At 62.0% G+C, this 17,347-nt stretch carries 20 protein-coding genes; 14 read left to right on the forward strand and 6 right to left on the reverse strand.

What is annotated here, in order from left to right:
• Positions 1-23 precede the first annotated feature (23 nt).
• From FZZ85_RS05290 to cbbX, 11 genes are all read left to right on the forward strand, one after another.
• Entirely contained in the window at positions 24-365 is a 342-nt protein-coding gene (locus FZZ85_RS05290; RefSeq protein ID WP_006043651.1) for a ribulose bisphosphate carboxylase small subunit, read from the forward strand.
• A gap of 101 nt (positions 366-466) precedes the next feature.
• Positions 467-2,839 carry a CsoS2 family carboxysome shell protein gene (locus tag FZZ85_RS05295; protein WP_226412940.1) on the forward strand — a complete coding sequence of 791 codons (2,373 nt, stop codon included), beginning with the start codon at positions 467-469 and terminating at the stop codon, positions 2,837-2,839.
• A 7-nt stretch (positions 2,840-2,846) separates the two neighbouring features.
• On the forward strand, positions 2,847-4,592 hold the full coding sequence (locus tag FZZ85_RS05300) for a carboxysome shell carbonic anhydrase (protein ID WP_226412942.1): 1,746 nt from the start codon (positions 2,847-2,849) through the stop codon (positions 4,590-4,592).
• 2 nt (positions 4,593-4,594) lie between these two features.
• Positions 4,595-4,906 (forward strand): carboxysome peptide A, encoded by a 312-nt coding sequence (locus FZZ85_RS05305; protein ID WP_006850911.1) that lies wholly within the window; start codon positions 4,595-4,597, stop codon positions 4,904-4,906.
• Entirely contained in the window at positions 4,906-5,157 is a 252-nt protein-coding gene (locus tag FZZ85_RS05310) for a carboxysome peptide B (RefSeq protein WP_011363752.1), read from the forward strand. The genes FZZ85_RS05305 and FZZ85_RS05310 overlap by 1 nt, the downstream gene beginning before the upstream one ends.
• Positions 5,158-5,210: 53 nt before the next feature.
• Positions 5,211-5,747 carry a BMC domain-containing protein gene (locus tag FZZ85_RS12100; RefSeq protein ID WP_304623281.1) on the forward strand — a complete coding sequence of 179 codons (537 nt, stop codon included), beginning with the start codon at positions 5,211-5,213 and terminating at the stop codon, positions 5,745-5,747.
• Positions 5,748-5,858: 111 nt separating this feature from the next.
• Positions 5,859-7,703, forward strand: a complete 1,845-nt coding sequence (locus FZZ85_RS05325; RefSeq protein WP_226412946.1) for an NAD(P)H-quinone oxidoreductase subunit F — start codon at positions 5,859-5,861, stop codon at positions 7,701-7,703.
• A 10-nt stretch (positions 7,704-7,713) separates the two neighbouring features.
• Positions 7,714-9,204, forward strand: a complete 1,491-nt coding sequence (locus FZZ85_RS05330; RefSeq protein WP_226412948.1) for an NADH-quinone oxidoreductase subunit M — start codon at positions 7,714-7,716, stop codon at positions 9,202-9,204.
• A complete protein-coding gene (locus FZZ85_RS05335; RefSeq protein WP_226412950.1) occupies positions 9,201-10,337 on the forward strand; it encodes a CO2 hydration protein in 1,137 nt (378 codons plus the stop codon). The genes FZZ85_RS05330 and FZZ85_RS05335 overlap by 4 nt, the downstream gene beginning before the upstream one ends.
• A gap of 34 nt (positions 10,338-10,371) precedes the next feature.
• Positions 10,372-10,623 carry a 4a-hydroxytetrahydrobiopterin dehydratase gene (locus FZZ85_RS05340; protein WP_226412952.1) on the forward strand — a complete coding sequence of 84 codons (252 nt, stop codon included), beginning with the start codon at positions 10,372-10,374 and terminating at the stop codon, positions 10,621-10,623.
• The gene (gene cbbX, locus FZZ85_RS05345) at positions 10,607-11,512 is read left to right on the forward strand and encodes a CbbX protein (RefSeq protein ID WP_226412954.1); all 906 of its coding nucleotides are present in this window, start codon (positions 10,607-10,609) and stop codon (positions 11,510-11,512) included. Before FZZ85_RS05340 ends, cbbX begins: the two co-directional genes overlap by 17 nt.
• Here cbbX and FZZ85_RS05350 read toward each other — a convergent pair.
• From FZZ85_RS05350 to FZZ85_RS05365, 4 genes are read right to left on the reverse strand one after another with little or no spacing between them, the layout of a single operon-like run.
• Positions 11,466-12,692, reverse strand: coding sequence for a chloride channel protein (locus FZZ85_RS05350; RefSeq protein WP_226412956.1), 1,227 nt, complete (start codon positions 12,690-12,692; stop codon positions 11,466-11,468). The genes cbbX and FZZ85_RS05350 overlap by 47 nt on opposite strands.
• Positions 12,689-12,928 (reverse strand): 2Fe-2S iron-sulfur cluster-binding protein, encoded by a 240-nt coding sequence (locus FZZ85_RS05355; RefSeq protein WP_226412958.1) that lies wholly within the window; start codon positions 12,926-12,928, stop codon positions 12,689-12,691. The genes FZZ85_RS05350 and FZZ85_RS05355 overlap by 4 nt, the downstream gene beginning before the upstream one ends.
• A complete protein-coding gene (locus FZZ85_RS05360) occupies positions 12,925-14,394 on the reverse strand; it encodes a cobyric acid synthase (RefSeq protein ID WP_226413301.1) in 1,470 nt (489 codons plus the stop codon). Before FZZ85_RS05360 ends, FZZ85_RS05355 begins: the two co-directional genes overlap by 4 nt.
• Positions 14,395-14,417: 23 nt before the next feature.
• Complete coding sequence (locus FZZ85_RS05365; RefSeq protein WP_226412960.1) at positions 14,418-14,861, reverse strand: Npun_F0494 family protein; 444 nt, start codon at positions 14,859-14,861, stop codon at positions 14,418-14,420.
• On the opposite strand from FZZ85_RS05365, the gene FZZ85_RS05370 reads away from it, so the two are divergent.
• Positions 14,860-15,426 (forward strand): nucleoside triphosphate pyrophosphatase, encoded by a 567-nt coding sequence (locus FZZ85_RS05370; RefSeq protein ID WP_226413303.1) that lies wholly within the window; start codon positions 14,860-14,862, stop codon positions 15,424-15,426. The genes FZZ85_RS05365 and FZZ85_RS05370 overlap by 2 nt on opposite strands.
• Here the strand turns inward: FZZ85_RS05370 and FZZ85_RS05375 are convergent.
• Positions 15,423-16,043 carry a DUF4079 domain-containing protein gene (locus FZZ85_RS05375; RefSeq protein ID WP_226412962.1) on the reverse strand — a complete coding sequence of 207 codons (621 nt, stop codon included), beginning with the start codon at positions 16,041-16,043 and terminating at the stop codon, positions 15,423-15,425. The genes FZZ85_RS05370 and FZZ85_RS05375 overlap by 4 nt on opposite strands.
• 60 nt (positions 16,044-16,103) lie before the next feature.
• Positions 16,104-16,712, reverse strand: coding sequence for a 30S ribosomal protein S4 (rpsD, locus tag FZZ85_RS05380; protein WP_226401654.1), 609 nt, complete (start codon positions 16,710-16,712; stop codon positions 16,104-16,106).
• Positions 16,713-16,788: 76 nt separating this feature from the next.
• On the opposite strand from rpsD, the gene yidD reads away from it, so the two are divergent.
• Both yidD and FZZ85_RS05390 read left to right on the forward strand, forming a co-directional pair.
• Entirely contained in the window at positions 16,789-17,067 is a 279-nt protein-coding gene (gene yidD, locus FZZ85_RS05385; RefSeq protein WP_226413305.1) for a membrane protein insertion efficiency factor YidD, read from the forward strand.
• The gene (locus tag FZZ85_RS05390) at positions 17,067-17,339 is read left to right on the forward strand and encodes a glutaredoxin family protein (protein ID WP_226412964.1); all 273 of its coding nucleotides are present in this window, start codon (positions 17,067-17,069) and stop codon (positions 17,337-17,339) included. The genes yidD and FZZ85_RS05390 overlap by 1 nt, the downstream gene beginning before the upstream one ends.
• The last annotated feature ends 8 nt before the right edge of the window (positions 17,340-17,347 follow it).

Below are 17,347 nucleotides of genomic sequence, written 5' to 3' on the forward strand. Positions count from 1 at the left end.
TTTTTCTTAAACCCAGGATCCCCATGCCTTTCCAGAGCACCGTGGGTGACTATCAAACAGTCGCCACCCTGGAGACCTTCGGCTTCCTCCCGCCGATGACCCAGGACGAGATCTACGACCAGATCGCATACATCATTGCCCAGGGTTGGAGCCCGCTCGTTGAGCATGTCCATCCCAGCAACTCCATGGCCACCTATTGGTCTTATTGGAAGCTCCCCTTCTTCGGTGAGAAGGATCTGAACGTTGTCGTCAGTGAGCTCGAGGCTTGCCACCGCGCATACCCCGACCACCACGTGCGCATCGTCGGTTACGACGCCTACACCCAGAGCCAGGGTGCATGCTTCGTGGTCTTCGAAGGACGCTGATCCTTCGGACCCATGGTTCTGAGCCCTGACTTGATCAGGGCTCCAGCTTTTTCCGGAGGGGCAAGTGCCCTTCCACCTCACGACGACTCCCTCGGGCGGACATGGCAAGACTCTCCAGTCGCGAACTCGCACTAGAACGCCGTAAGGCGCTGACCACTTCCGGTAAGAAGTCCTCAGCTGCAGCTGGTACTGGCGCCAACCGTGTTCGCACCGTTGATGACGCCCGTCCCACCCGCACGAATGCGGCTGCAGTTGCAGAACCTGTTTCTGCACCTGTTGTTCCCGCTGCTGTAGCTCCGCAGCGAACAACTTCATTCACCGCTGCTCCTTCCAGGCGCAGTTCACAGGTCAAGCCGCCTCGCGATGCAAGCCGCGATCTGGTGCTTGCTCGTCGCGAAGCCCTGTCCCGTCGCGGCAAAACCGCAGACACCAGCCGCGATCGCAACCGCGCTGATGTTGCCCGTCAGACCAAGGCTGCTGCTCCTGCAGCGGCACCTGCTGAAACCACCAAGAACTGTGGCTGCGGCGGCAAGCGTGCTGCCGAGAAGACCGCACTGACCTCATTGAGTGCCTCGGCCCCCAAGCTTTCCGTTCGCACAGAACGTCGTGCAGCGGCCCCTAAGCGCCGCGCTATCGAGAATCCCAGCCGCGCCCTGGTTTTGGCCCGCCGCGATGCCATGGCAAAGCATGGCAAAACCGCAGGCAAGCAGTCCACCAGTGCCGCTGCAGTTGCTCGTCAGGCCAATCCCGATCTCACCAGCCGTGAGCTGGCCCAGCAAGTGCGCGAGCTGCGCACCAAGGCAGGAGCCCGCAACAAGCAAAGCGCTGGTGTGACCCGCCCAACCGGTCCCAACCGCCACGGCGCCAAGCAAGCCGCAGCTGCTGATGCCCATTGGAAAGTTGGTGAAAGCACTACCACGGCTGGCCAGACCGTGACTGGAACCCAGGCCAACCGCTCGGTCAAAACCACCGGCAATGAAGCCAGCACCTGCCGTTCCATCACAGGCACGGAGTACTTGGGTGCTGAAGTCTTCCAGACCTTCTGTCAGACGGCTCCAGCTGCCACAACTCCCGCCAAGGTGCGCGTCACCGCCACCAGCCACGGCAACCGCGTTACTGGTAACGAAGTCGGCCGTTCCGAAAAGGTCACCGGCGATGAGCCTGGCACCTGTAAGAGCGTGACCGGCACCGAATACATCTCAGCCAACCAGTCTGCTGCCTACTGCGGTGGTGGTACGACTTCCCCTCGCAAGGTGGGTCACAGCCTCACCGAACAGGGTCGTCCCGTGAGTGGTGTCATGGTTGGCCGCTCCGCCAGCGTCACTGGTGATGAGGCCGGCGCGAATCGCAGCCTCACTGGCGATCAATACCTCGGTTCTGACCCCCTTCCTGAAGGTCGTCCGGCAGCCAAGGTTGGTTTGTCAGGCACCCTTTCTGGTACTGGCGTTACTGGAACTTTGGTGGGTCGCTCCTCCCAGGTCACCGGTAATGAATTCGGCTCCTGCCACCGTGTGACCGGTGATCAATACATCAGTGCTGAGCAGGTCAATTCCTTTTGCGGCGGCAAGCCTGAGCCTGAAGCTGCCAAGGTTGGTTTCAGTGTCACCAACCGAAACCAGGTGGTGAGCGGAACCCGCACCGGCCGCTCGGAGCACGTCACAGGTGACGAGCCCGGCAGCTGCCAGGCCGTAACAGGAACTCCTTATGCAGGCCTCGAGCAGGCCGGCCAACACTGCGGCACTCCCGCCGTCAAAGCCATTCGTGAGCGCACTCCTGTTCGTGTCGGCACCCCTTCTGCTGCCATGACGGGCATCCAACCTGGTGTGGGTGGTGTGATGACCGGCGACAAGCGCGGTGCTTGTGAAGCAGTCACCGGCACTCCTTATGTGGGTGCTGACCAGCTGGCTGCTGCCTGCGGTGCTGATGCCCCTGCCGGCACCGATACCCACGGTCAAGCCCCTGAGGGTGCTGCTTGGACCCGCTTCAGCGTGGTGTCACCAGCCCGCGCTGCTCAGCAGCAACGTGAGGCCAATGCCGGCGTGACCGGTACGTCTTACGAGGATGGCAATCGCATCACCGGCCCTTTTGACATGGCTGGCGGCAAGGTGACCGGTACCGAGCAGTTCCGCTTCGATAACCGCGAGTTCCAGAACCGTCAGCAGCAGCGCCAGTTTCAGCCCACCGTGGCTGTGGTCAGCGAGCCCTCTGAAAAGCCAGCATCTCGGGTGACCGGCGAGGGTTCCTCCACCAAGATCACTGGCGACGACTGGGATCGTGGGGAGCATGTCACCGGCACTGAGGGTGCTTCGGCCCGCCGTCGTAACCCCAGCCGTCCTGGCCCGATGAGTGCCATGTCTTCCTTCGAGCGCAAGCGCAACGAGGAGACCGAATGGCCTGTGAGCCGCGTGACCGGCTCCAGCGGTAACACCGAGAAAGGCTCCTTGATAACCGTCTCCGGCGGCGCACGGGGCTGATTCACTGATGGTTCGCTCCAAGCCTCTCCGTGGCGGGCGACCTCAGGCCCCCTCGGCACCCACTCGACGCCAGCTTCAGCAGCTGGCCACAACGTCTGATTTCGCTCAGACCGCTTCTGAGGTGGAGTCTTCCACCCGCCGAGCCGCTCTGGAAAGACGCCGTGCCCTCACCACATCGGGTAAAGCCGCTCAACTGGGTGGCGGCTCATTGGGAGGTGGTCGGATTCGCTCCAGCAACGACGTCAAGCGTCCCGCTCCTTCACAGCCGGGCTGGGTACGACGTGAGAAGGCAGCCACCCGGGCGGTTCCTTTCAATCTGAGCCGCAGCTCTCTGCCGATCACCCATCGGCGCCATCCCTTAACGGATGCAGCGGCCAATGCCTGTCTTCTGGCCTACGAGTTGGAGATCAAGGGACGTTTTGATCGGATCGTTCCCCTGCTCCAACAGGTTTCAGCGCTTCAGCACGAAACCGATTTCATCCCCCAAGCCCAGCGGTTGTGCCGGGCCGAACTCGGCTTTGATCTGCCGGATCACATCCTGCAGCGGGCATGGGTTCGCCCCCTCGACATGCGCGCCCTGTTCGCCTGGTGTGTCTTTGAAAGCCACCGACTGTTTAGTGATCGCTTTTTTCAAGACGACCCACTGGATGCCGGCACAGGCAGTGCTGCCGCTAGAGAGTTCGAACAGTTTTTGCTCGACTGCGGGATCCATCTGCTCGACCTGACGCCCTGTGCCGATGGTCGCTTGGCCCACACCGTGGCCTACGCCCTGCGCATTCCCTTTAGCGCTGTGCGTCGCCGTTCCCACGCTGGTGCCATGTTCGACGTGGAGAACACGGTGAACCGCTGGGTCAAAACCGAGCATCGTCGCTATCGCGAAGGTTCACCCAATCCCTCCACGGAACCGACCCGTTACCTGAAGGTGGTTACTTACCACTTCAGTTCCCTCGATCCTTCCCACCAGGGCTGCGCTGCCCATGGCAGCAATGACGAACTGGCGGCAGCGGCAGGTCATCAGCGCCTGCTCGATTTTCGTGAGTCGGTGGAAAACAGCTTCTGCTGCGGTGCCTCCGTTGATCTTCTGCTGATCGGCCTTGACACCGACACCGACGCGATCCGGGTGCACCCCCCAAGTCGTGACAGCGAAATGGTGCTCGACCGTTGGCTCTGCGCCAGGGAACTGCATGCCGCCACAGCATCCATGAGTGCCGATCAAGCGATGGCACAGGTTGCTGAAGCTGTTGAGAGCGCGGCTCCCGGCCCCATGGATGCCGGCATGGTTTCGTTCCTGACCCGGTTGCTCGCCAATAACTTCTCCCAGATCGATTACGTGCAGGATCTGCACGGTGGCACTTACCCCGATGCCGGACACGCAGAGCGTTTCATTGGCGTTGGCATCGGCTTCAAAGAGGTGCATCTGCGCAACCTCACGTATTTCGCTCACCTCGACACCGTCGAGGAGGGCGCCCCTGATCTCGATGTGGGCGTGAAAATTTTCAAGGGTCTGAATGTGTCCCGGGATCTGCCTATTCCGGTTGTGGTGCGTTTCGACTATTCCGGTCGGGTGCCCGGAGCTCGGGAACGGGCCATTGCTGATTGCCAACGGGTCAACCAGGCCATCGCCGATCGCTACGCAGCCCTCGTTCATGAGGGTCTGCTCCACACTTGTCTCACCATTCGCGACCGCAACCAGACGGCTCCAGCCGAGGTCGTCGGTTCCACCCTCGACCCGCAACTTCCGGAGGCTCACTGATCATGCTCATCGTCAAGGTCGTCAAGCCGCTTGTTTCCACCAACCGGATCCCCGATTTCGAGCACAAGCACCTACAGGTGGTGCTCGATGGCAGCACCAAGAAGGTGGCTGTCGATGCGGTGGGTGCGAAACCTGGTGACTGGGTGATCTGCGTCAGCAGCTCGGCCGCCCGTGAAGCCGCCGGCAGCAAGTCCTATCCCAGTGACCTCACCATTGTGGGGATCATTGACCACTGGGAACCCGACCCTCCGAAGACCTCCGCTCCCTCTCCATCCCCCAGCCCCAGCAAACCCGCAGGAGGCAAAGCCAGCTGATGGAAATCATGCAGGTGATGGGAACGCTGGTCTGCTCCTACCGGGTTGCCGGTTTGGATCACATGCACCTGCGCATTCTCAAGAACAACAAGGGCAAGAAGTTGGTGGCCGTTGACCCCGTGGGTGCCCGTGAGGGCAACTGGGTGTTCACCGCCAGCGGTTCCGCTGCCCGGCATGCCTGCCCTGACAACACCGTTCTCACCGATCTCACCATCGGTGGAATCATCGATTTCTGGAATCCGGACGGATAGGGATCCTTCATTTCCCTCCGCCGTTTCCGTTCCGCTTCCACACCTTCCAATCCATGGCCACTCCTTCCCCCACCCCCCGTCGTCGCACCACCCGCAGCACCGCTGCAGCAAACAAGACCGTGGATGTGAAGCCTGTGGCCAGCACCCCTGCTCCCGCTTCAACTCCCGCCAAGGCAGCTCCTGCTTCAACCACCCGTCGCGCGTCCACAACAACGCGTCGCAGCAGCGCCTCCAACACCGGATCCGGCGGCGGATCAGCTGTGGCCAAACCCTCTGCAACCCCTTCCCCCATCGTTCCCGGTGTGGCCCTGGGGATGATCGAAACCCGCGGCATGGTTCCCGCCATCGAGGCAGCCGATGCGATGACCAAGGCTGCGGAAGTCACCCTGATCTGCCGTGAGTATGTGGGTGGTGGCTACGTCACCGTGATGGTGCGTGGTGAAACCGGTGCCGTGAATGCCGCTGTTCGTGCCGGAGCTGATGCCTGCGAGCGGGTCGGTGACGGCCTCGTTGCCGCTCACATCATTGCTCGCCCCCACAACGAAGTGGAACCAGTGTTGGCCGGCAGCGGCGCAGCCCGCCGTAGCTGAAGGACCAAAAGCCACCTCATTGCCGTTCACAAAGAGCACTTTTGCTGATGACCGGTTCTTAGATTCGCCGGCCATCTAGCGACAAGCTCGATCATCATTCCGCTCGCTGTTTTGACTCCGGAGCTTTCGCTACCTCAGCAGACCGCCTGGTTGATCCCGCTCTACGGGTTCATCGGGATGTTGGTCTCTTTGCCGTGGGCCTGTGGCTGGTTCAGGCGTGATGCGCATCGACCGGCGGCGTATCTGAATATTTTTCTGACCCTGGTGGCCTTCGTTCACGGAAGCCTGATCCTGCAGGAGGTGTACCAATTAGGGCCAGTGGATCTGGCATTCCCTTGGCTCACTGTGGCCGATCTGGAGCTGGATATCAGCTTCAGTCTTTCGCTCACCAATTTGGTAGCCCTGGAACTGATTACGGGCCTCAGCTTGCTGTCCCAGGTGTATTCCCTGGGATACATGGACAAGGAGTGGGCGTTGGCTCGCTTCTTTGCACTGCTCGGATTTTTTGAGGGGGCGATGAGCGGCGTTGTGCTCAGCGACTCCCTGTTCCAGAGCTATTTCTTGCTGGAAATGCTGACCCTCTCCACCTATCTGCTGGTGGGTTTCTGGTATGCCCAACCCCTGGTGGTGACCGCAGCCCGGGATGCCTTCCTCACCAAGCGCGTTGGTGATGTGTTGCTTCTGATGGGTGTAGTGGCGCTCTGCAGCTATTCCGGAGTGATGGGGTTCAACGACCTCTATGCCTGGGCCGCCCAGGACACCCTCTCTCCTCTGGCCGCGACGCTGTTGGGTTTGGGCCTGGTTGCCGGCCCGACGGGCAAATGCGCCCAGTTCCCTATGCACCTCTGGCTGGACGAAGCCATGGAGGGCCCGAATCCCGCCTCGATTCTCCGCAATTCGGTTGTGGTGACCTGCGGCGCGATTGTGCTGTTGAAGGTGATGCCGATCCTGCAGCTCTCTCCCATCGCTATCGGCGTGATGCTCGTGATCGGCAGCATCAGTGCGATCGGCGGCTCCCTGGTGGCCCTGGCCCAAGTTGACATCAAACGCACGCTGTCGTACTCCACGACGGCTCATATGGGGCTGGTCTTCATCGCTATCGCGCTGCAGATCCCGGTGCTGGCCCTGTTGCTCCTGTTCACCCATGCCGTCTCCAAAGCTCTGCTGTCGATGAGCATTGGTGGGGTGATTGCTTCCACCAACTGCCAGGACATCACCGAGCTGGGTGGCCTGGGCAGCCGGATGCCTGCCACCACCACAGCCTTCCTGGTGGGGGGTGCCGGCCTGATCGGGTTCCTTCCTTTGGGTGGTTTCCTGGCGCTTGCTCAGTCGATCGAGTTGCTGAGCGTGCGCTCGGTCCCCTTCATGGCCGTGTTCCTGCTCACCAATGCCCTTACAGCAGTTGGGTTGGTGCGGGTGTTCCGCCATGTGTTCATGGGCAATGCATTGATCAAGTCCCGCCGGGCTGCGGAGGTGAACTGGCAGATGGCCCTGCCGATGGTGGCGCTCACCGTGATTGTGCTGATCACTCCGCTCCTTTTGGTGCGGCTTGAATCCCTGGATGGTTTGTTGGCCTTCCCCCTCTGGGCAGCAGCTCTGGTGGTGGGAAGCGGACTACTGGGCCTTCTGGCCGGCGCCGTGCTCCCCTTAAGCAAGGCATGGTCCCGCTCGCTGAATCCTGTGCTGCGCTGGTGGCAGGACCTGCTGGCCTACGACTTCTACACCGAGCGCTTTTATCGCCTCACGATCGTCAACGTGGTGGCTGGCTTCTCTCGCCTGGCCTCCTGGTTCGACCGAAATGTGGTGGATGGTCTTCTCAATGGGGTGGCTCGCTTCTCACTGGCCAGTGCCGACAGCCTCAAGCTCAGCGTCAGCGGCCAGAGCCAGTCCTACGTGTTGACGGTGCTCCTGGCCATCGTTCTTTTCCTCACCGCGGTGAGTTGGTTCCTCACCTGATCGCCCCGAGATGCTTCTTTCCCTCCTGCTTCTGATTCCCTTCCTCGGGGCTCTGGCTCTGATCCTCTGGCCGGGATCCCCTTCCAGTGCGCGCCTGCGTGATGTCTCCATCGTGCTGCTGGTGATGCAGTGCCTGGCGAGCTTTGCCCTGCTGTTGCCCTTCGATGCAGCCGATGCTGGTTTGCAGTTGGTGGAACAGGCCCGCTGGGTGCGTGCCATCGGGCTTGATTACGCATTGGCCCTGGATGGTCTGTCGTTACCGCTGGTGCTGATGAACGGGGTGCTCTGCCTTGTTGCGGCCATTTCATCGCGCACGATCGAGAACCGACCTCGGGTTTACTTCGCCCTGCTGCTTGTGATTTCAGGAGCGGTGAATGGGGCCTTCCTGGCCCAGAACCTGCTGCTCTTTTTCTTGTTCTACGAACTGGAACTCATCCCCCTCTGGTTGTTGATTGCCGTTTGGGGCGGTGCCAACCGTGCCTACGCCGCCACCAAGTTCCTTATCGTGACGGCCGTTTCAGGCGTTCTGATTCTCGGCGCGTTCCTCGGAATTGCGTTTGTCACTGGAACCATGGACTTCAGCCTGCGGCCGATCCTGGCTGGTGAACTGGGCATGACCACCCAGCTGGTGCTTATGGGCGCTCTGCTGATCGGCTTCGGTATCAAGATTCCCCTCTTCCCTTTCCACACCTGGCTGCCGGATGCCCACACCGAGGCTTCCACACCAGTGTCGGTTCTTTTGGCCGGCGTGCTGCTCAAGCTGGGCACCTATGGCCTGCTTCGCTTCTGCCTTGGCTTGTTCCCCGATGCCTGGCAGGTGGCTGCTCCCTGGTTGGCCGGCTGGGCAGCGATCTCGGTGCTCTACGGATCCCTGGCGGCGATTGCCCAGAGCGACATGAAGCGCATGGTGGCCTACAGCTCTGTTGGACACATGGGCTATGTGCTGCTGGCCGCCGCCGCCGCCACGCCCCTTGGGTTGATGGGAGCCCTCTTCCAGATGGTTAGCCATGGCCTGATCTCCGGAGTGCTCTTCCTGGTGGTGGGTGTCGTTTACGCCCAGACCGGCACCCGCGACCTCAACGTGTTGCGTGGCCTGCTCAATCCCCAGCGCGGCCTGCCGCTGACTGGATCTTTGATGATCATCGGCGTGATGGCCAGTGCCGGAATTCCTGGTATGGCCGGCTTCATTTCCGAATTCCTGATTTTCCGCGGCAGCCTCCAGCCCTTTCCCCTGGCCACGCTGCTTTCGATGGTGGGATCGGGCCTGACGGCGGTGTATTTCCTGCTGTTGGTCAACCGCGCCTTCTTTGGTCGCCTGGCGATCGCTCCCGGCGAGGTGGTGAATCCCCGTATCCTCAACCGCGTGGCGCTGCGGGAGCAGGCTCCGGCCATCGCCCTCAGCCTCGGTGTGCTGGTGCTTGGCCTCGCTCCGGAGCTGCTCTCGAATCTCAGTGAGGCAGCCACCACGGGCCTCAGCCTGATCACCGGAGATATGTCATGACCCCGACCGCGACCCCCGTGCACCCCCCGGTTCTGCCGAATCAGGAAGAGCTGATCCGTCGTCTGCTCAGCGATACTCCGCTGCTCAAGGACACCCCCGACCATCTGCTGCAGGTGGTGAATGTGCTCGAGAGCTATGGCCTGGTTCTCGATGCCTACAGCAAGAACCTTGTGGATCAGGGGGAGCAGCAGATGCTCAATCCTTTCCCGGTGTTCCGCTTTTTCCACGAGGGGTTCAGCCTCAAGCGCTTCTGGACCCACCTCATGGGGGATCGGATCAACTTCGAATACGCCGAGTACTGCCAGAAGGCGATGTTCTGGCATGGCACCGGCGGGCTCGATGCCTATCTCGATACACCTGAATTTGCAGAGGCCTGCCAGCGGATCATCAAGTGCAAGTCGGCGCGCGACCCTCTGCTGGCCCTGAACAACCGCCTCTATCCCGACTTCGCCCCCGAGGCCATCCGTTCACTCACCACCATTTACTGCCTCGGTCTGTTCTGGCGGGTCATGAGTGACATCTTTGTCGACCTAGCCCGTCGTTACGCGATCAAGGAAGTCACTTGCGTCAACGATGTGGTGCATCACATCCGTGATGGCTTGGTAGCGGCGGCGGGAAGCCCGATTGAATACAAGGTGTCGATCGGTGGTGAAGAGATCTGGGTCCTCCCCCCCGAGGCGGGTCTCACCTTCCTTGTGGATGTGGCGGTGCCCTACGTGGAGGCTGTCTTTTTCCGCGGCATGCCTTTCCTGGGAACGGTGTCGTACAACGCCCAGGCCCGGCAGATCTCACCGGACATTAGTGATTTCAAGTACGGCGCCCTTTACGCCGATCCGATTCCCAGCATGGGTGCGGGGATTCCCCCCAGCCTCTGCATGCAGGACATGTACCGCCACCTACCCGAAGAACTCAGCCTTTGGTACGACGACAATGGCCGTGGGCAGACCGATGTGCACGTTCAGATCTGCGTCAGCTTCCAGAAGTCGATGTTCTGCGTCACCAATGCAGCCATCGCCGGCACGATGCCGCATCCGCTGGATTCCGATGATCCTGAGCAGCAGGCCGCCAATCGGGCCTACGCCAAGGCCTGGTCTGGGCGCCTGATGGGCTGTCAGCGGGTGGCGCTCCTCTAGGTTTTCAGCAGGTTCAGGCTGAACGGGGGCTCTGATGAATCAGTGGCAGGAGCGGAAACGACCCGTATGCCTCGAGTGTCGTTTCGAGTTCGACAGCTACGACGCCACCCGCGATTTCCTCGACAAGCTTGGCCAGCACAGCGAGGCGACCCAGCGCTTTCCTGACATCAGCTTCGGGCGCACCTACGTGAACATCACGATCCGCCCGGAGGATGACGGCCCGGAGGCCCAGCTGAGCGAAGCCGATCGCGCCTTCACAGCAGAGATCGATGCCCTCCTCGGTTGATCTGGCTTCTGCCTACGCCGATTCCGGTGTGGCTGAGGTGTTGGACCAACTGGACCGTGAACTGATCGGCCTGGCGCCGGTGAAGACGCGGATTCGTGAGATCGCTGCTCTGCTGCTGGTGGATCAGGCACGGCAGCAGCTGGAGTTGCCCAGCACCGCGCCCAGTTTGCACATGTCGTTCACCGGCCATCCCGGTACCGGCAAGACCACCGTGGCACAGCGGATGTCGCAAATCCTGCATCGCCTGGGCTACCTGCGCAAAGGCCATGTGGTGACGGCCACCCGCGACGATCTCGTAGGTCAGTACGTGGGGCACACCGCCCCAAAAACCAAGGAGATGCTCAAGCGCGCCCAGGGGGGTGTGCTGTTCATCGATGAGGCCTATTACCTCTACAAACCAGACAACGAACGCGATTACGGCGCCGAAGCCATTGAGATTCTCCTGCAAGAGATGGAGAGCCGGCGCAGCGACGTGGTGGTGATCTTCGCGGGCTATAGGGATCGGATGGAGACCTTCTACAGCTCTAATCCAGGCCTGTCCTCAAGGGTGGCGCACCATCTCGATTTCCCCGACTACAGCAACGACGAGCTGATGGCGATCGCAGGCCTGCTCCTGGAGGCACAGCACTACCAGTTCAGTGCCAAGGCCGAGACAGCTTTTTTCGAGTACGTCTCGCGCCGGCGTCAGCTGCCTTTCTTCGCGAATGCGCGCTCGGTTCGCAATGCCTTGGACCGGGCCCGTCTGCGCCAGGCCAACCGGTTGTTTTCGCGGATGGGGGAAGCCCTCACCAAGCAGGACCTAACCACCCTTGAGGAGGGAGATATCCGGGCCAGCCGTGTGTTCAAGGGCGAAGTGGAGGGCCACCATCCAGCTCAGAACGGCACCTGATCAGGTGCGCCATGCCGAGGCCCACCAGCAGGCCGGCTGTGCCGTGGCCCTGCAGGAGGGCAACCCCGAGCACAAGAACCGCCAAGGGTGCATGAAGCACGCAGCGGTACAACGCACCTGTGAGGGCGCCGCACCAGCTGCCAAGGCTGCCCAGCTCCGGCAGCAAAAAGTGGAGTCCCATCCCAAGTGCGCAGGCGACCAGGAACAAGGGAAAGAACACCCCTCCGCGCCAGCCGGTTTCCAGGCAAAGGCCCAGCATCAGCAGTTTTACGATCGCTGAGAGGAGTAGGACCCAGGCCTCACTTGAGTTCTGGCCCTCCAGCAGGGGCCGCAGCTGGTCTTCCCCGGCAAAGGGAACCAACGGTAACCAGTGCATACAGGCGCCCAACAGCAGGCCGGTCAGCAGCGGCCACCAGGGCCATCGGGCCAGGAGTTGGCGCTGCTCCAGCCAGCCTCGCCACTGCAGCAACAGCCAGCCCAAGCCGCAACCAACCACTCCCCCCAACAGGCCTGCGCTGAGGGTGCCGAGATCTTCCCCCAGGCTGCTGGGCCAGGTGTATGGGAGCCGTTGCAGCGATCCACCGCTGGCAGTTCCCAAGCCATTGAAGGCGGCAAACCCGGCAACACCGCCGAGGCTGCCAGGCAACCAGCGGTCGAGGAATGTCTGCCTGCGACTGTTTGGGTGAGAGCCCCCGCCAACCAAAGCCCCCCCCAGTAATGGAGCTCCGAAAAAGGCGAGGCTCCCTGCCACTGTTGCCTGCTGAAGCTTTTGGTCACGACCACGCCAAATCCTCTGGCTGATCAGTGCGGCCATACGGCTCATTAGGGCTTCCGGTCCGACGGCACCTCCACCGATCTGGGCCAAGGTCGCTCCAAGAAGACCACGGCCTTCATCGCGCTTCGGAGCCTGGTCCGGATGATTCAGATCGTTCAGGGTCTCCCGGAGCTCAGGCAGCAATGTGGTGGGGCCGGGGCGATGCAGCAGCGAAAGGATCAAGCCGCTGCCGCCGCAGATCAGCAGCGACCAGCCCAGGGGAAGGCCGCGATCTAAGCCCTCGAGCACTGGATCTCCCCAGAGCAGCTGGATCAAGCCGCCGATCCAACCCATCACAACAGCCACGCCGGCGCCGCTCAAGGCGCCGGTGAGCAGGGCTATCAGGCTGAGGCGAAGGGGAGTCACCAGTGCGGGTCGGTTGCGAATTCAACGGTGAGTTTCGCTGATTTCGACGCCGGAACGGTGCTGATGCAGGCACGCACCGTTTTGCCGTTCACGTCGATCTCGCAGGCCCCGCAGCTGCCCCCAAGGCAACCGGTGGGAATGCTGATGCCCGCTCCACTGGCGGCCACCAACCAGTCCTGGCCAATGGTTTCGTGGGTTGTGCTCCCATCGGGCCACCGCACAGGAATCGAAGTCATGACTGGAGCAACGGAGCGAGGTTCACATGTTGCTCGAAGGCATCTGCCAGGCGATCGAGCAATAGATCACGATGGGCGCTGTGGTTCTTGGGATCGTTGGCTAACGGTTGCAGCCCCCGTTGATCGCGAAGCCTGTTGAGCCAGGCCCGTCGCCATGGGCCGTTGTCCAGCAAGCCGTGCAGGTAAGTGCCCACCACGCTCGACCCCTTAGGGCCGGGAGCCCACCAACCCAAACCAGGGTCGCTGCTTAGGGGCTGAAGACCGAGATCCGGGGTGGTTGTTCCGTAGTGCAGTTCAAATCCGCTCAGCGGCGTCTCCATGGGCCAGAGGCCATCGATGCTGCGCTGACTCAGCCGTTTTGTGCCGCTGAAGATGGTCTCCAGGGGCAGGAGTCCCAAGCCGTTCTGGGGCCCCCTCTGATCCGTTCCCTCCAGTCCCTCCGGATCGCTCAAGCTTCTGCCCAGCATCTGCATTCCGCCGCAGATGCCTAGGACGGATCCCCCAGCGCGGGCGTAGGTCCGGAGTTGATCGGCCAGTCCACAGCTGTTCAATGCCTCCAGATCCCGCAGCGTCTGTTTGCTTCCCGGAAGAATCACGGCATCCGGCTCGCCCAGGGGTTCTCCGGGTTGAATCCAGTGCAGCCTCAGACTGGCTTCGGCTTCGAGCGGATCGAGATCGGAAAAGTTGCTCAAGGAGGGCAACCGCAGCACTGCGATCTCCAGATCGGTGGCTCCCCGGGTGGGTTTGCGTTCCAGCAGATCGAGAGAATCTTCAGGTGGAAACAGCTCGTTCAGCCAGGGCATCACTCCCAGCACTGGTACCCCGGTGTTGGCTTCCAGCCAGCGGCGACCCTCGTCAAACAGTTCCCGCCGACCGCGGAAGCGGTTGATAAGGATGCCTTTGATGAGCGGGCGTTCCACCGGGCGCAGCAAAGCGAGCGTCCCAACGATCTGGGCAAAGACACCGCCGCGCTCAATGTCGGCGACCAACAGGCAGTTGGCTCGCAAGTACTGGGCCAGGCGCAGGTTGGTGAGGTCGCGACGTTGCAGGTTCACTTCCACAGGGCTTCCCGCCCCCTCCAGCACGAGCCGGCCTTGGGGCCATTGCTGCTGGAGCTGCATCAGTCCGGTGCGGATCGCCTGCCAACCCGGGCGGAACCAGTCGCGGTAGTAGTGCTCGGCGCGGGCGATTCCCACGCTTTGACCCCCATGGATCACCTCACTGGTGCTGTCTCCCCGGGGCTTCAGCAGCACGGGATTCATGGCGCAGCAGGGTTCAAGACCCGCCGCCCAGGCCTGCATGGCTTGGGAGTAGGCCATCTCGCCGCCGTCGACATCCACCCAGGCGTTGTTGCTCATGTTCTGGCCCTTAAAGGGCAGCGCCTGTTCTCCCCGGCGTTGGAGCACCCGGCACAATGCCGCCGTCATCAGCGATTTGCCGGCACCGCTGGAGGTGCCCAGCACCATCAGGGGGCGCGGCGTGTTGCCGGTCACAGCGGCCAGTGCCGACGCAGGCTGTGGCGCAGCCGATCCAGCACCGGAATCGAACGCTGCAGGAGTGCAGGGTCGTCATCGAGGAGTTGGCGACCCAGGGGGGTGAGCCTGAAGCGGCTGGTCAGCCCCTGACCATCCACTTCGCGGCGCAGCACGCCCACGCTGATCAGCCAACGCAGGTCGTCCTCGAGGGCTTCGCTGTTGCGGAACCAGCGTGTCTTGCGGCCGTAGCGGCCGGGTTCGCTCCAGAGGTCTCCCGCATCCAGGCCTTGCTGCTGAAGATCCCGGTAAAGGGCTTCAGAGAAGGGCAGGCATCCCATGGCCCTGCAAGCCCGGTCACGGCTGCGTCGATCCAGCAGGTCGGTGGGGTGTGCGATGGCGAAGCCTCCTGTCCCTGGCAGCCTACGGAGCGTTGTTCTGCGGTGTGTTCCCGTGCTCATGCTTGCTTCCGCCTCGCCGGCGCGTCGCCGCTTGCTGGAGCAAGCGGGAGTTCAACATCAGGTGCGCGTCAGCGGTGTGGATGAGGACCAGATCCAGCATGCAGATCCAACAGAGCTGGTGAAATTGCTGGCTCAGGCCAAGGCCACGGCTGTTGCCCAGACGCTTGATCCTGTGGGCGATGCTGAGATCACGGCCGTGCTGGGCTGTGATTCCGTGCTCAGTTTTGAAGGGCAGGTGTTTGGCAAGCCCTCGGGGCCAGCCGTAGCGATGGAGCGCTGGCAGCGCATGGCTGGCGGCTGCGGATCACTGCTGACGGGCCATTGCCTGATCCGAAACGGACAACCTGAGGTGTTGGCTTGCGTGGAAACGGTGGTGCGCTTTGCCCCGCTCAGCAAGGCCGAGATCGAGGCTTATGTGGCCAGTGGAGAACCGCTGCAATGTGCTGGTGGTTTTGCACTGGAGGGCCGCGGCGGCCTCTGCATCGATGGCTTGGATGGCTGTTATTCCAACGTGATCGGCCTCAGCCTTCCCTGGTTGCGTCAGCAGCTTTCGGCTTTCTTTTAGTGCAAAAGCAGATTTCTCGTCCCCGAGATCGCTTGCATGGCCAGCAGCAAAGCCACCAGCAGGTTGCTGCTGATGTGAATGCGCCTGGCCCTCATGGAATGACCAATCAAGGGCTGCAGCGCTGTTGAGCTCAGCAACAGGGTGGTGAGCAACATCCCCATCCAGAAATGGGACTGCCAGAACAGGGGGCTCCAGGGAACATCGCTGAACCGCTCCACGGCGGGTTGCAGCCCCAGCAAAAGCAGGCCGACTGCAGCGGCAACAGCCCAGAGAAAGCGCTGCCAGGCCATCCGGGTCGCCAGCAGGCGTCCGAAGCTGAACATCACAGCGCTGCCGGTGACGACCAGACCCAGGGGATGGCTGCTCCAGAGGCTGTGGCCGAGGCCGATCAGCACCGCCACCAGCACCCCGCCGGTGACCCAGGCCCCATGCTGCGCGTGCTCCAACGGCACCGTGTCGGCGATCGGGTTGATCTTCAATCGTTTTTCCCGCGCCAGGATTCCCAGCCGGATCGTGGCGCCCACCACCGGGTAGACGAACAGGATCATCAGCACGGGGTGGATTAATCCAAGCCAGTCGTGGCTGGTGAGCGCTTGCAGTGCCAGGGGATCAACCAAAAAAAAACGCAACCCTGAATCCAGGGTTGCGCATCGTGGGGTTTGAGCTGCGGATCTGGATCAGACCTTTCTGGAGTAGTACTCCACCACCAGCAGTTCGTTGATTTCCAGGGCAACCCATTCGCGTTCGCAGCGGGCAGTGACCTTGGCGCTCAGCTTGGACTTGTCAAGCTCGAGGTGGCTCGGCACGTTGGCCAGACCAGGGAACTCGAGGTTGCCTTCAGCCAGCTTCTTGCTGCACTTGCGCTCGCGGATGGCGATCACATCGCCAGGCTTGCACTGGTAGCTGGCGATGTCGGTAACACGACCGTTCACGGTGACGTGACCGTGGTTCACCAGCTGACGGGCGCCGGGCACGGTGGGACCGAAGCCGAGGCGGAAACAAACATTGTCGAGACGATTCTCGAGCAGCTTGAGCAGGTTGGTTCCCGTGGAACCTTCCTGGGCGCGCGCTTTCTTCACGTAGCGCACGAGCTGACGCTCGGAGACTCCGTAGTTAAAGCGAAGCTTCTGCTTCTCTTCGAGACGGATCGCGTATTCAGAGCGCTTGCGACGGGCTTGGCCGTGCTGACCGGGGGGATAGGACCGTTTGGCGGCCTTCCGGGTGAGACCGGGGAGGTCTCCCAAGCGCCGCGTGATCCTCAGGCGAGGGCCGCGGTAACGAGACATAAGTGGGAAGGTGTGTTTAGAGATCGTGCGGTTGTTGGCCATGCTGGAACCGGAACAGCCCCAGGCATCTGACGCGATGCACGAATCCACCACTGTATCTGTCGGCCCAATGCCCCAGCTGCGACAGGCATTGAACCAGGCTCTAGCGGCTGTTCTCCTGGCCGGCATTGGCTTTTATCGGCGCTTCATCTCCCCGATGATTGGGCCCCGCTGCCGTTTCACGCCCACCTGCAGCGCCTATGGCCTGGAGGCCATCCAGAAGCATGGCCCCTGGAAGGGGGGCTGGCTCACCGTGAAACGCCTGCTGCGCTGCCATCCCTTCACCCCCTGTGGCTGTGACCCGGTGCCCGATTGATGAAGCAGCTCACCCTGTACAGCCGCGCCGGTTGCTGCCTCTGTGAAGGCTTGGAATCCCGCCTGCGTGCTCTCGATCTCTTGGGGCTGTCGATCGAGCTGACGGTAATTGATATTGATGCGACCGGCATCCCCCAGGAGCTGAAGGCGCGCTACGACCTCGAGGTCCCTGTGCTCGCCCTCGATGGATCTGAGCTTCCCCGGGTCTCCCCGCGTCTGACGGGTGAGGGACTGTTGAATTGGTTGCAACGCTGTCTGTCCACGGCGCTCTGAACGGCGTA

It is taken from the genome of Synechococcus sp. MU1642, from assembly GCF_020514115.1.
Classification (GTDB): domain Bacteria; phylum Cyanobacteriota; class Cyanobacteriia; order PCC-6307; family Cyanobiaceae; genus Parasynechococcus.